A 13,007-nucleotide genomic window follows, 5' to 3' on the forward strand; every position below is an offset into this window, starting at 1 on the left:
AGGGATAAAGAGATGTCGACAAAAGAAGGAAGCAAAAGAAAACGGGAAGGGCGCCGCCGCGGCCGTGGCCTCACGACCAGCGCCGCGGAGCGCCCGCCCCATTCAGGCCGTCACGTGACGGTTTCCTCGATGCTGGAACCGGCGGGCAGGATGGCGACCGTGGGCACCGCACTCGCGTCCAGCGCGCCCCGGAACACCCGCAGCTCGTCGACCGCGCCGTCGAAGAAGCCGGACGGCGTGGAACCCGTCAGGACCCGGCCGACCTGAAGGGACGTCTTGGTGAAGTCCCAGGCGTTGTCCCAGGGCACCTGCGCGGCGAGGGTGCCGTTGACGTACAGCAGCGCATCACCGAAGACCGCCGAGTAGACCAGCGTCAGATGATCTCCGTCGCCCTCGGTGCTCGGCGCCACGCCCTTGGCCGTGCCGGTCGATGTCCTCGCGTCGACCGCGTCCTTGTTGGTCACGGCGAGCTGCCAGCGGTTCTCAGCGGCCGCATACCGTACGGTCAGCGCGCTTCCCCTGGCTCCCGCCAGCGACAGGACCGTCTGGTCCTTCGTCGATCCGGCGGCCGCGAGACGTGCACGCGCCGTCAGGGTGAAGCTGTCCTCCGCGGCGAGCAGACCCGCCGTGCGCTTCGCGTGGGCGCCGGTGCCGTTCAGCGTCAGGTGCCCGTCGCCCCAGAGCGGTTCGGCGGGCGGCACGCACTCAGGATCGGCCTCCGGGTCGCAGGACTCGTCCGGCACGTAGATCGCGGCGCCACCGCCCAGTGTCAGGCCGGTGCCTCCCACCTCTTCCGGGGACACTCCGGCGTCGTCTCCATCGACCTGCCAGTAGGCGAGCTGCCTCGCGGAGATGCCGCCCAGCGCTTCGCCCTCGGCCTCCGGCACCACTCGGCTGTAGATCTTGACGTCGGCGATGCTGCCCTTGAAGTGGGAGGTGTAGCCGTCCAGGGAGAGCTTGCGGCCGATCTGCACGCCTCCGGTCGCGTTCCACTGCGTGCGGCGCTTTTGGACGTCCTCCTCGATCAGGTCGCCGTTGACGAACAGGCTGAGGGTGCCCAGTTCATCGTCGTAGACACCGATGAGGTGGGTCCAGCTGCCGGGCACGGCCCGGGCTCCGGAGACCTTCCACGATCCCATGCCCTCCATGTCGGTCATCGGCGTGCGGAACGTCCACGACTGGGTGTCCACGTCGTAGCCGAGGTCGAATCCCGGCGATGCCGTGCCGTCCTGGCTGACCACGGTCACGTCGTCCTTCGGCCGCTCGGGCAGTTTCACCCAGGCGCTCACCGAGAACGTGCCGCTGGTGTCGACCGCGGGCTTGCCCGCGTCGAGGTAGGCCTTGTCCGTCCCGTCGAGCGAGGCCGCTGTGTCCGTCGGGCCCATCGGCCCCTCCGAGCCGAAGGTCACGCCGGAGCCCGCGGTGGCCGCGGGTGCTCCGCTCATGCCGGCCGCCGCCGTGGCGCCCTTGGCGTCACCGAGCGTCCAGCCCGCGGCGGGCGCGCGCCCGTCGCTGACGAGGAAGACGTACGAAGTGGGTGTCTTCCCGGCGTTTCCCGCGCCGTCGATGGCCTTGACCTCCAGGGACATGGGCCCCTCGTCCGGCGGCATCCAGTTCAGCATGGCCGGACCACCCTCGTGGATGGCGTTGACCGTCACCCAACTACTGCCGATGAAGCGGTACTTGTACTGCTTCACATCCGGCGAAGGCGATTCGACGATGAAGAGGCCGTACTCTCCGACGCCCGTGTGCCAGGCGTCGTCGTCCGGGTACTGGAACGACTTGATCTTCGGCGCCTTGGGCGCCGTGGTGTCGTAGATGAACTCGCAGCGAGTTCCGTCGCCCGACGTGCTCCACGGCCCCCACGACTCACCGTCGTGCCCGCGTACCGCCCAACCGACGGCCACGTTCTGCGGGATGGTGTAGTTGTCGTCGTTGTCATCGGAGCTCAGGTTCGTCCCGACCGTGTACGAGAACGACGCGCCGCCCGTCTGACCGGTCTTGGAGGCGTCGACGGTGCTCTGCGCCGCCGTGGTCGAGTAATGGTCGTACGTCTTTCCGCCGACCGTCCAGAACACGTGGAACTCGGCGCGCAGGCTCTCGGAGTTGCTGCCGGTGTCGCCGTGGTCATAGTCCTTCAGGAACGCCTTCAGCTTCGGGGCGTCGGAGACGTAGTGCTCCTCGGCCTTGCCGTACTCGCACGCGCCGCCCGGGGTCATCTTCAGGTCGTCCATCGCGGGTTGCAGCGGCGGACGGTTGTAGGTGACCTCAAGGTGTGCGTTGCCGCAGAAGCGCTTCCAGTACGTGTAGCTTCCCTCGTCCTCCGCCTTCAGACGGAAGGTCGTGGTGTCCCATCCGCTGCTCGCGGCCTTCTGCACGGTGCCACGCACGTCGAAGCGGACGTTCTGGTTGGTGGACGTGCACGAACCGGCCGGATTGGTCGGCGACTTCGTGGTGATGGCGTCCTTCAGCGACGGCTGGTTGCCCCAGTTCGTCTTGGAGCTGATCGCGCTCGCGCCGCCCGAGTTGACCCGGCCGAGCTGCACGCCCTTCGCGGACTCGCTGTACGTGTGCACCATCGTCACCGCGAATTCGGCGGAGACGATGTCCTTGTCCTCGAAGGCACCCGTCGGGAGCGCGAAGAACTGCCGCTTGACGTCGCTGCTGCTGGTGCAGCGGTAGGAGACGTCGGCAGGACAGCGTCCGACCCCCTCGTCGTCCTCGAACTTCCAGAACTCCGAGGAGGAGTAATACGACGACACCATGGTCCAGCCGGTCCGGTTGGCCGTCTTGTAGACCGGGTCGATGTAGACGGGGTAGACGGTGTCCTCGCCCTTGAGCAGGCCGGCGTCGGGCTTCAGAGTCACCGAGTCCGCGTCGGTCTGCACCGCGACGTCGGAGACCTGGGCGCCCTCGGGCGGGGTAACCGCGCTGTCCGGTGCGCCGCCGTCCGCCGGGGAGGCGGGCGGTGCGGGGCTCTTGCCCTGATGGTCGCCCGCGGTGTGGCTGGAATCCCACATCATCGGCTGCGGCGCCTCGAAGACCGTGCCGCCGCTGCCGTCGGCCTCGGCTTCGAGACCGCCGTCGGCTGTCTCCTTGAGTGTGACGGAGTCGGTGTCCAGCGGTAGTTCGAGCTGTGCCAGGTCGGGGAGGGCCGCGGCCTTCGCGTTCTTGACGACCAGGACGTGGGAGAAACCCTCGGCGCCCGCGCTCACCTTGAGGTCGACGCCGTCGAACACGTCGGCGTACGTGGCGGTGGAGCCGGTGATCTTCGGCCGGGGCAGCTTGTGCGGCCAGTCGAGGGACAGCGAGCGGCCGTCCTTGTCGATCTCGGCGAAGGTGGTGTCACCGCCGCCGGAGAACGACATGGACGACAGCGCGGCCTTCGGCGCGTACGTGCCGTTGACCTGCTTGACGAGCGTGGTGTCGATGTCCGCCCACTTGCCGGCCTTACGGGTGCGGACAGGCTGGACGTACTGGGTAGTGGTGAAGGTGCCGTCCGGGTTAGCGACAGTGGTGCTGCGCTCGTCCCGAAGGGCCGCCACCTCCACCTTCCTGCCGGACTTGGCTGCCTCGGCCTGGGCGTCGGAGACGCCCCCGACCGCCAGTGACTTCTTGTCCGTCAGTGACTTCGTGTCCGCGGCGGCCGCCGACTCGGCGGCGCCTCCGAGCCCCAGGGCTCCCGCTCCTCCCGCGCCCATGCCGGAAGCCAGCAGCGCGGTCAGTGTGACGGCGATCGTGGCGGCCCGGTACTTGGGGCGGGCGTCAGTCCCACGACGGTTCATGTCGCTCTGCTTTCTGCTGCCCATGTTGCCGGTCACCCGACCACTCCGAAGGAGGTCCCCGCATCAGGGATGCCGCCCTTGCCCGGCTTGAATATCGTGGTCCCCGTGGTGGTCGAACCGGTGGTGTCCGTCCACGGGACGACGTAGAGGGCGCCCTTCGGGGTGTCCGCTGCCTTGCTGTACGGCACACCCACGTAGAGGTTGTCGGCGCCTGCAGTCAGGCTGATGCCGGTGAAGTCGCGCGCCGCGGCCGTGCCGGGTAGGACACTTCCGCTCGGCGCCCGCGAGATGACCTTGTCGTTCGCGCCGATCGAGGTGTCCATGGGCCGCAGGATGTGCACGGCGCCGGAGTCCTCGGCGTCCTTGGCGTCGCTGCCGGGAGCGCCCACCGCCATACGGATGGTGGCGTCGCTGCTCACAACCGAGGTGTCCGTGTTGGCGATGGCCACACGCTGACCGAAGAAGTCGCCCTTGGCGGGATAGCCTTCGACGCCGTCCGCAGTGGCATCGACCGCCGCCACCTCGGTGTAGGCGCCGGACGGCTTGATCCGCACGACGGTGGCGGCACCGGAGTTGGTCACCTCGCCGACGGCCTCGCCCGGCGTGCCGATCGCCAGCAGGGCGTCCGAATTGTACGTCTGGTCGGCGGGGCGGAAGTTCGTCATGTCGATGGACGTGCCGAACTGATCGTTCGCCTCAGCCGTACCGTCCAGGCCCTCCCCCATCGCACCCTGGTCGAGGCCGACCAGGGCCTTGGGCGAACCGCCCGAGAGGGTGTGGTTGAACACCGTGACCGCCCCGGCGAACATGGCGTCGGCGCCGATGGTCTCGCCCGGAGAACCCACGGCGAAGTAGCGGTTCGTGCCTGTCAACGAGTAGCCGAAGCGGTCGTGGGCCTCGACGACGCCGGGGACGCCCGGGTCGCCCTCGTTCGCGGTCGACGTGTCCTTGCCCTGCATGTAGTGGATGCAGCCCGCGTCCGCGAAGTCCTTGCCGTCTTTGGTGATGTTTTCCCCGGGCGCACCGATGACCAGGTAGGGAGCATCAGCCGACGTGGTGCCTGCCTGGAGGGCGAAGCCGAAGCGGTCGTACTCCTCCGTCACGGTGTCCGGGTCGAACTGGGCCTGGGTGTAACTCTCGATCGGCGAGCCGGTGCCGATGCCGGCGGGGGTGCCGTGGATGACGTAGACGGCACCGGCGTCGTGCAGATCGGCCCCGTCCTTCGTGACGTCCTCGAAGGGCGCGCCTACCACGAGATCGGTACATCCGTCATCATCGGCGTCGTAGGCCGCGCGCGAGGCCCCGAACTGATCCCCCCGCTCCGGGCTCGCGCTCATCCCACTGGTCGCCTGTGAGATCTCGAAGACGCCCTTGCCACCACCGAGCACCACGCGGACGAGACCGGCTCGCACCGCTCCCGCGACGGTCGCGTTCGGATCGGCCACGACGGTGTCCGTGACGCCGTCGCCGTTGAAATCTGTCGCGGTTCCCCCGGTGCACGCGGCAGCCGCTGCGGCCGCGGCCTGTTGCCCCTGAGCGCCCGACCCCCCGGTCGCCACCAAGACTGCGGCCACCATCGCTACCAGCCCGGCCCCGCTCATGCGCCTACGCATGAGTCATCCCCCCCCACCCCTCCATATGTCGTTTTCACTCTGCCGACGCCTGCCGTTGGAAATTCCGATTTCTCTGGCTGTGCGTCGACTGAGCGGGCGTAAGGTAATTGCCTAAACAGCCCTCATGTCAAGCCCATGCCCACTTTATGGCGGATGAACGTTTACAAGTTCTACAAGGGAGCAGATTGGCGTCTTGCTGTGAATTTTCGGGCAAGACAGACAAAAGACAAGGGGCGCACTTGACGGTAAGTCAATCCTGCCTCCATAGTTTCTTCACCACAAACACGCGGATCGCATGAGCAGCCTTCACACGTCTACGCGACAGGCTGGGTACCAAGTGTGCGAATCGGTGTTTTACACGCATGTCCGGCACTCAAGGCACGAGCGAGAGAAAGTCCCATGAAACGGCTCGGCGCAACTGGGCGCTTTCTGGAAAGCCGACCTCTCAACACCCCCGGAAGCGGAAAATCGGTCGGCCATTGGCTCGTTTTTGACGCCGCTCGGCCCGCGCGCAACGATGCCATTTCAGCAATCAAATGAATTAAGCCAAAGTCTCTGCGAAATCCGACATCGATTCGGAACCCGGAACGCCTAGTGGTCCCCGGTTCCTCAGCTGGCGATGAGACAGCGACCAACGAACGCGACGCCACGTCTCTCCTGCTGACCGCGCAATGCCTGCGCCCCCCGGCCGCCGCTGCGCGTAGTCGAGCTAGCCACGCTGACTACCGAACTGTCCCCCCTGCATACCGCCGCCGAAGAGGCCACCGCATCCGACAACGCCCGAAGGTCACCTCGCAGCCCTCCACGACACCCTGCTTCGTCTCGGGTAGCGGCGAACGCAGCGATCCGTTTGGCGGGTCGGCTAGATGTTGCCCCATATTGATCTTCGCTCCGAGCGCAGAACAGCCCGTAGCGATGGTGAGGTACTCAGCCATAGGTTCGTGTGGTGTTGAGCGACCTGGCGTAGTCGGCGAGGGCGCGACAGTCGTAGTCCACCAGCACCCTGGTCTTTTGGTGGCCCCCGTCAGACACCGGCCCCCAGCTGCAAGAGGCCGTTGCCGCTTCGGGGCCCTGATGCGCCTCTGAAGTCCTCGCCCGTGACCTTCGCTGCCGCAAGGCCGATACTGCCGACAGCAATGCTTCAGCCGCGACTCGACCTTTCGAGGAGACGCCCATGAGGATGCTGATCAACGTCGCGGAGACCGTCGTCGCCGATGCGCTGCGCGGGATCGCCGCCGCTCATCCCGAGTTGACCGTCGACGTCGAGAACCGGGTGATCGTACGCAGGGACGCTCCCGTCGAGGGGAAGGTCGCCCTCGTGTCGGGTGGCGGGTCCGGGCACGAGCCGTTGCACAGCGGGTTCGTGGGGCCGGGGATGTTGTCGGCCGCTCTGCCGGGAGAGGTGTTCACGTCGCCCGTGCCCGATCAGATGGTGCGGGCCGCGGCCGCCGTCGACAGTGGCGCGGGCGTGCTCTTCGTCGTGAAGAACTACACGGGTGACGTACTCAACTTCGACATGGCCGCCGAACTCGCCGAGGACGAGGGCATCCAGGTGGCGAAGGTGCTTGTCGACGACGATGTGGCCGTCACCGACAGTCTTTACACCGCGGGGCGGCGCGGCACCGGCGGCACGCTCTTCGTGGAGAAACTCGCCGGGGCCGCCGCCGACGCGGGCATGCCGTTGGAGCGGGTCGAGGCCGTGGCCCGGCGCGTCAACGAGAACACCCGCAGCTTCGGCGTCGCGCTCAGCGCGTGCAGTACGCCCGCCAAGGGCGGCCCCACCTTCGATCTGCCGTCGGGCGAGCTGGAGTTGGGAGTGGGCATCCACGGCGAGCCGGGGCGCGAACGGCGGCCGATGATGACGTCCCGCGAGGTCGCCGACTTCGCCGTGAACGCCGTGCTGGAGGACCTCGCGCCGCACAACCCGGTCCTCCTGCTCGTCAACGGAATGGGTGGCACTCCGCTGCTGGAGCTGTACGGCTTCAGCGCCGAGATCCAGCGTGTCCTCGTCGAGCGCGGCGTCGCCGTGGCGCGCACCCTCGTCGGCAACTACGTCACCTCGCTGGACATGGCGGGCGCCTCGGTGACGCTGTGTCAGGTCGATGAGGAGATGCTCCGGTTGTGGGACGCGCCCGTGCGCACCCCCGCGTTGCGGTGGGGGTGCTGACGCCGTGCTCGACGCCCTCTTCTTCCGCAACTGGCTGACAGCCACAGCCGACGCCGTCGACCGTGAGGCGGAGCGGCTCACGGAACTGGACTCGCCCATCGGCGACGCCGACCACGGCAGCAATCTGCGGCGCGGCTTCCGCGCCGTCGCCGCCGTCCTGGAGAAGGAGACGCCGGACACTCCCGGTGCCGTCCTGATGCTCGCCGGGCGGCAGTTGATCTCGACGGTGGGCGGTGCTTCGGGTCCGTTGTACGGAACGCTCCTGCGCCGTACCGGCAAAGAACTCGGCGACGCCCCCGAGGTCGGCCCGGCACGGTTCGCGGCAGCGCTGCGCACCGGCGTCGACGCGGTGGCCGCGCTCGGCGGTGCCGCGCCCGGCGACAAGACGATGCTGGACGCGCTCGCCCCGGGCATCGACGCACTCGACGACTCCCTCGGGACCTTCGCGGCGGCGCGGGAGGCCGCACTTCAAGGTGCCCTGGCGACCACTCCGTTGCAGGCGCGCAAGGGGCGCGCGAGCTATCTGGGCGAGCGGAGCATCGGGCACCAGGACCCGGGCGCCACGTCCTCGGCACTGCTCTTCGAGGCCCTGGCCGAGACCGCGGACGGTATCGGCGGGGCGTCGCGGGAGGGCAGCCGTGGCTGACGGTCCGCTGGTCGGCATCGTCCTCGTGTCGCACAGCGGGGCCGTCGCCGAGGCGGTCGCCGCCCTCGCCGTCGGGCTCGCGGGCGGCGGCGGCACGGCGCCGGTCGCCGCCGCGGGCGGTGCGGCGGACGGCGGTCTCGGCACCAGCGCGGAGCTGATCTCGGCGGCGGCCGCCCGCGTGGACGGCGGAGCCGGGGTCGCCGTCCTCACCGATCTCGGCAGCGCCGTCCTGACCGTGAAGGCACTGATCGCCGAGGGCGACGAACTCCCGGACCGCACACGCCTGGTGGACGCCCCGTTCGTCGAGGGCGCGGTGGCCGCCGTGGTGTCCGCGTCGGCGGGCGCCGACCTCGCGGCCGTCGAGGCGGCGGCAGCGGACGCGTACACCTATCGGAAGGTGTGAGGGGGGCAACTACCGGAGTTCGGGTGTTAGTTGCTTGCCACCAGTTGTCTGGCCAGTTCGTCGCCCCGTGCCACCGCGGCCCGGTGGCTCTCGATCGGCTGCGCCTTGGGGCCCTTGAAGAGGATGTACGTGACGTCGGGGCCGGCGCCGCCCGTTCGCGGGTCGGGGTCGATGCCGAGCGCGCGGGCCGTGGCGTACGACGCCTCGCCGATGAGGTCCGTGGGGCCGGTGTCGCCGACGACGGCGTAGTGGACCTTGTCCCGGTGGACGACGGCGGCGACGGTGCCGCCCGTGACGCCGTGCTCGGTGTGGTTCCAGCGGCGGCTCGGGCCGGGCACGACCACGTAGGGCAGGTTTTCCGCGTCCAGGTGGCGGCCGTCGGACTGCTGGAAGGCGGTGGCGGGCTGGAAGAGGGGGTCGGTGCGGCGGTTGCAGGCCTTGCCCGGGCGGCCGTCGCAGTCGATGTCCATGTCGGCCTTCCAGAAGACCGCGCCGCGCGTGGCGCAGACGGGGACGTCCGCGCGGGCGCCGTCGTCCGTGCGGAACTTGCCGCGTGAGACCTGCTCGCAGGACCGGGTCGCGGCGAGCAGGTCGGCGGCGCGGACCGTTCCCTCACGGACTGGCACGACCGCTGAACCCGCCGCCCCGGTGCGCGACTTGACGTCCTCTTCGGTCGGTGGCTGTGGCGCCGCGGCGGCATAACAGGCGGGGACGAGCAGGGCGGCTCCGGCGGCGACGGCCAGGGCCGTCTGTTTCTTGCGCACGGGGAAGGGCCTTTCGTTGGGGGACACCAGGCTCGAAAGCCACATATGCCAATTTGTGCACCGCCGTATGCCCCTTCCGCCGATCACGGTCCGTACGGCGGACGCCCCACCCCTTGATGTGCTCTCGTCACCTGTGTCAAATAGGTCCGTACCAATGCGGTACCCATGCCGTCGAGTGGAAGGCAGCAGCACCGTGCGACGGATCCCCCGCCCGTCCGGCCATCCGGCCCCGATGGCCCTGCTCACCGTCATGGCCGCGACCGCCGCCGCCCTCGGCGGGTGCGCGTGGGGCGGCGGCGGTGCCGAGGACACGAACCCCCCGGCGGCGCCCCGCGGCCTCACCGTGCAGGCCGGCAGCTCCACCACCGCCCACGTCATGTGGAACCAGGCCACCGACGACACCGAGGTCACCGCGTACGAGGTGTACCGCGACGCCAAGAGGGTGAAGGAGGTGTCGGGGCAGGAGTCCATGGTGGACGTCGTCGGCCTCGAACCCTCCGCCACGTACCGCTTCACCGTCCGCGCCCGCGACGCCGAGGGCAACCTCAGCGAGGACAGCAAGCAGCTGTCGGTCACGATGCCCGCGGCGGCCGCCGCCGACCGCAAGCCCCCGTCCCGGCCGGGGCGGCTGAAGGGCGAGGCCGAGGGGAGCCGGGCGGCGATGCTCTCCTGGGGCAAGTCGTCGGACGACAAGAAGGTGGCCTCGTACGAGATCTTCCAGGGCGGCTCGAAGGTCCACAGCGTGGGCGGGAACCAGACCGCGACGCTCGTCACCGGTCTGCGGCCCGGCACCGACTACACCTTCACCGTCAAGGCGCGGGACGCCGCCGACAACTTCTCGCCCGCGAGCAGCGCGGTCCGCGTCACGACCGCGGCGGGCAAGGACTCGGGGCGCGGCACCGCGCCGACCGGGTTCCGCGCGGACACGCACCGCGCCGACGGGGCGTACTACATCGACCTGGCGTGGACGCCGCCGCGCACCGGCGGCGCCGTGGCGGAGTACCAGATCCAGCTGGACGGGCGCACCGCCACCTCGCTCGTGTTCGGCGGGACGGTGCCGAGCGACAAGGCCGAGCACAGCTTCTACATCGGCAAGAAGGCCGGGGAGCGGCACCGGGTGCGCATCCGCCCGAAGCTGCCTGACGGGACCTGGGGCGGCTACTCCCCCGAACGGACCGTCACCACGGGCTGAGCACGGCGTTCGCTCAGCAGAGCCGCCGCGCGCCGGCACCAGTCGCGGGACTCGCGTTCGAAGGCGAGCCCGCGCAGGCACGTCAGGTAGGGGCCGACGCGCTCGCCCGTGCGCAGGAACTCGTCCTCGTCGGCGTCGCCCCGCAGCCGCACGAGGAGTTTCTCCAGGACCTCGATCTTCGCGTCGGCGACCGCCGCCCGCTCCGTGAGCTGCTCGATCACGGGCGCGGCGGCCACGCCGTCGACGGCCTGCACCTTGACCAGCAGGTCGTCGCGGATGAAGGACGGCTTGGCGGCCCGTGCGGCGAACCGTTCCATCTCCGCGAGCCCCTCGTCGGTGACCCGGAACAGCCGCTTGTTGGGCCGCCCTTCCTGGACCACCTCGCGCCCGGCGACCAGCCCCTCCGTCTCCAGCTTGGCCAGCTCGGCGTAGAGCTGCTGGGGAAGCGCGTGCCAGAAGTTGGCCACGCCGATGTCGAAACCCTTGGCCAACTGGTATCCGCTGTACTCGCCGTCCAGCAGTGCCGCGAGCACCGCGTGCCGCAGAGCCATCCGTCGGGACCCCTTCCCTTTCGCCGTCCAGCACCCCCATCATAGTCATCAACATGACTAGTCAGATTGATGACTATGAACTTTGGGACCATGGAGGACCTCGTGGACCGGACCACTACGCATCCCACCGCCGCGCGCTTCCGCGCGCTCGTCGAGCAAGGCGATCTCGCCGGACTCGAAGAGCTGTTCACTCCGGACGTCCGGCTCTACAGCCCGGTCAAGTTCACGCCCTTCGAAGGGCGGCCGATGGTGCTCGGTCTCTTCGGCGTGCTGCTGCGCACGTTCGAGGACTTCCGGTACGTGGGTGCGTACGCCGGTGAGGCGCAGACCGGCGTCGACGGAACCGAGGCCGAGTCGAACGTGCTGCTGTTCCGCACCACCGTGAACGGCAAGGAGATCCACGGCATCGACCTATTGCACTTCGACGAGGAGGGGCGGATCAAGGAGTTCACGGTGATGGTGCGCCCGCAGTCGGCGGTCCTTGCGCTCGGGCAGGCGGTCCACGAGGGACTCGTCGCGGCCGGCCTCGCACCCGCCCCGCGGTGAGGCGTCTGCGCCGGACGAAGGATTCCGTCACCTGCCCGGCGGCCGTCCGCATGCGGTCCCCGTCCGCGCCGCGTTGGCTCTTCGTCAGGTAGCACGGGCCGTTCCCCGACTCCGGCGGCGCATGGGTTGTACCGCCTCCCGTGCACCGGAGGGCAGACTCATGCGTACCACTCAGATATGCGTCCGTACCGGCCTGATCGCCACCGCCGCGTCGCTGCCGCTGCTCCTGGCCGCGCCGTCGGCGTCCGCCGCCGGTGACCTCACCGTCACCGCCACCGGCTCCACCGTGCGCGCCACCACCGGCGCGTGCACCGACGGCGGCACGGCCTCGCTGATGAACCCGGCCAATGCCAGCTTCGCCGGAGGCCAACAGGCGGAGCTGGTCAACGGCAGCGCGACATGGCAGAACGTCGGCGCCGGCTCGTACACCGTGCTCGTCTCCTGCAAGGACGGCACGTCGGTCGGGCCGCAGACCGTCACCGTCGGCGCCGCGCCGACGACCTCCTCGACGCACGCGCCCGCGCGCGGCGTCCGCGGCGGGCTCGGTGGCGGTACGGAGGACCGGGGCACGTTGACGCTCGTCGGCGGCGGGACCCTGGTGGCCGCGGCGGCACTCGGCGGCGGCATCTGGTACCTGCGCCGTCGCGCATCGGCCGGCCGTACCTGACGGGCGTCAGGACCACGACCGGCACGGCGCCGCCGACACCACCACCGACTGCCGCCCATCCGCCACCACGGCGGGTGGGCGGCAGCCGCGTGCAGAGGCACCCCCGCACACGCGCCCGCGGCGTCCCTGGGGAGCGGAAGCCGAGCCACCTGATGACGGCCTTCCCACGCGGTGAGACGTTGCGCATCCGGGCCGCGCGCCCGGACCCACACAGCGCTGCGTCCGCGGCACCGGGGAGGGAGAGTCGCCGTGACGAAGGAATACATGGGCGTCGTCTACGCGGAGAGCGAGAAGGAGGCGGAGGAGCTGCTGCTCGCCTTCTGCGACCGCAGATCGAGGGCGTCGACACCTTCGACGACCACGCGGTCAGCATCTTCAAGCAGGTCTGCGCGCAGTACGTCGACGGCGGCGGTCTCAACATGACCTTCGGTCCGAAGCTCTCCAAGGAGCGCTACGACGACCTGTGCGGCCACTGGCGGCGGGTCGGCGGCATCGCGGCGGGCGCCGACGACAAGGTGTTCCGCGGCTTCGACCACCTGCCCGTCGAGGACAAGGAGGAGAAGGGCAAAGGCACCACCGGGGACACGCTGGAGCGCCGCAAGAAGCAGGGCAACTTCTTCTGCACGGTGGTGAACGTCCGCTTCAACATCCACATCAACATCAGCTGAGTTCC

At 69.5% G+C, this 13,007-nt stretch carries 12 protein-coding genes; 8 read left to right on the plus strand and 4 right to left on the minus strand.

The annotated features are described in order from the left end of the window. Positions 1-110: 110 nt before the first annotated feature. Both DEJ49_RS03080 and DEJ49_RS03085 read right to left on the minus strand, forming a co-directional pair. Entirely contained in the window at positions 111-3,785 is a 3,675-nt protein-coding gene (locus tag DEJ49_RS03080; RefSeq protein ID WP_223832701.1) for a LamG-like jellyroll fold domain-containing protein, read from the minus strand. 32 nt (positions 3,786-3,817) lie between these two features. Beyond that, on the minus strand, positions 3,818-5,230 hold the full coding sequence (locus tag DEJ49_RS03085) for an integrin alpha (RefSeq protein WP_411757133.1): 1,413 nt from the start codon (positions 5,228-5,230) through the stop codon (positions 3,818-3,820). 1,342 nt (positions 5,231-6,572) lie between these two features. On the opposite strand from DEJ49_RS03085, the gene dhaK reads away from it, so the two are divergent. From dhaK to DEJ49_RS03100, 3 genes are read left to right on the plus strand one after another with little or no spacing between them, the layout of a single operon-like run. Beyond that, entirely contained in the window at positions 6,573-7,565 is a 993-nt protein-coding gene (gene dhaK, locus DEJ49_RS03090; RefSeq protein WP_150182262.1) for a dihydroxyacetone kinase subunit DhaK, read from the plus strand. Between the two features lie 4 nt (positions 7,566-7,569). Beyond that, positions 7,570-8,211, plus strand: coding sequence for a dihydroxyacetone kinase subunit DhaL (gene dhaL / locus DEJ49_RS03095; RefSeq protein ID WP_150182263.1), 642 nt, complete (start codon positions 7,570-7,572; stop codon positions 8,209-8,211). After that, positions 8,204-8,614, plus strand: a complete 411-nt coding sequence (locus DEJ49_RS03100) for a PTS fructose transporter subunit IIA (RefSeq protein WP_150182264.1) — start codon at positions 8,204-8,206, stop codon at positions 8,612-8,614. Before dhaL ends, DEJ49_RS03100 begins: the two co-directional genes overlap by 8 nt. A gap of 26 nt (positions 8,615-8,640) precedes the next feature. On the opposite strand, the gene DEJ49_RS03105 is transcribed toward DEJ49_RS03100, so the two are convergent. Next, positions 8,641-9,378, minus strand: a complete 738-nt coding sequence (locus tag DEJ49_RS03105; RefSeq protein ID WP_223832702.1) for a glycoside hydrolase family 75 protein — start codon at positions 9,376-9,378, stop codon at positions 8,641-8,643. A gap of 232 nt (positions 9,379-9,610) precedes the next feature. Between DEJ49_RS03105 and DEJ49_RS03110 the strand changes: the two genes are divergently transcribed. Further along, positions 9,611-10,570 (plus strand): fibronectin type III domain-containing protein, encoded by a 960-nt coding sequence (locus DEJ49_RS03110; RefSeq protein WP_150188013.1) that lies wholly within the window; start codon positions 9,611-9,613, stop codon positions 10,568-10,570. Here DEJ49_RS03110 and DEJ49_RS03115 read toward each other — a convergent pair. After that, on the minus strand, positions 10,537-11,121 hold the full coding sequence (locus tag DEJ49_RS03115; RefSeq protein ID WP_150182266.1) for a PadR family transcriptional regulator: 585 nt from the start codon (positions 11,119-11,121) through the stop codon (positions 10,537-10,539). The two genes, DEJ49_RS03110 and DEJ49_RS03115, sit on opposite strands and share 34 nt — an antisense overlap. A gap of 75 nt (positions 11,122-11,196) precedes the next feature. Here DEJ49_RS03115 and DEJ49_RS03120 point away from each other — a divergent pair, with 75 nt between their 5' ends. From DEJ49_RS03120 to DEJ49_RS03130, 4 genes are all read left to right on the plus strand, one after another. Beyond that, positions 11,197-11,667, plus strand: a complete 471-nt coding sequence (locus tag DEJ49_RS03120; protein ID WP_223832704.1) for a nuclear transport factor 2 family protein — start codon at positions 11,197-11,199, stop codon at positions 11,665-11,667. A 160-nt stretch (positions 11,668-11,827) separates the two neighbouring features. After that, the gene (locus DEJ49_RS03125; protein ID WP_150182267.1) at positions 11,828-12,334 is read left to right on the plus strand and encodes a hypothetical protein; all 507 of its coding nucleotides are present in this window, start codon (positions 11,828-11,830) and stop codon (positions 12,332-12,334) included. A gap of 249 nt (positions 12,335-12,583) precedes the next feature. Next, on the plus strand, positions 12,584-12,757 hold the full coding sequence (locus DEJ49_RS35865) for a hypothetical protein (protein WP_190329252.1): 174 nt from the start codon (positions 12,584-12,586) through the stop codon (positions 12,755-12,757). After that, positions 12,754-13,002: a hypothetical protein gene (locus DEJ49_RS03130; RefSeq protein ID WP_150182268.1), complete on the plus strand. Its 249-nt coding sequence runs from the start codon at positions 12,754-12,756 to the stop codon at positions 13,000-13,002. The genes DEJ49_RS35865 and DEJ49_RS03130 overlap by 4 nt, the downstream gene beginning before the upstream one ends. Positions 13,003-13,007 lie beyond the last annotated feature (5 nt).

Source organism: Streptomyces venezuelae (assembly GCF_008642335.1).
Taxonomy (GTDB): domain Bacteria; phylum Actinomycetota; class Actinomycetes; order Streptomycetales; family Streptomycetaceae; genus Streptomyces; species Streptomyces venezuelae_F.

Excerpts from the sequence above, each read along its gene's own strand:
- DEJ49_RS03130 (WP_150182268.1), top strand. The coding sequence starts at position 12,754 with ATGACCTTCGGTCCGAAGCTCTCCAAGGAGCGCTACGACGACCTGTGC.
- dhaK (WP_150182262.1), top strand. The coding sequence starts at position 6,573 with ATGAGGATGCTGATCAACGTCGCGGAGACCGTCGTCGCCGATGCGCTG.
- DEJ49_RS03125 (WP_150182267.1), top strand. The coding sequence starts at position 11,828 with ATGCGTACCACTCAGATATGCGTCCGTACCGGCCTGATCGCCACCGCC.
- DEJ49_RS03120 (WP_223832704.1), top strand. The coding sequence starts at position 11,197 with ATGAACTTTGGGACCATGGAGGACCTCGTGGACCGGACCACTACGCAT.
- DEJ49_RS03080 (WP_223832701.1), bottom strand. The coding sequence starts at position 3,785 with ATGAACCGTCGTGGGACTGACGCCCGCCCCAAGTACCGGGCCGCCACG.
- DEJ49_RS03115 (WP_150182266.1), bottom strand. The coding sequence starts at position 11,121 with ATGGCTCTGCGGCACGCGGTGCTCGCGGCACTGCTGGACGGCGAGTAC.
- DEJ49_RS03110 (WP_150188013.1), top strand. The coding sequence starts at position 9,611 with ATGGCCCTGCTCACCGTCATGGCCGCGACCGCCGCCGCCCTCGGCGGG.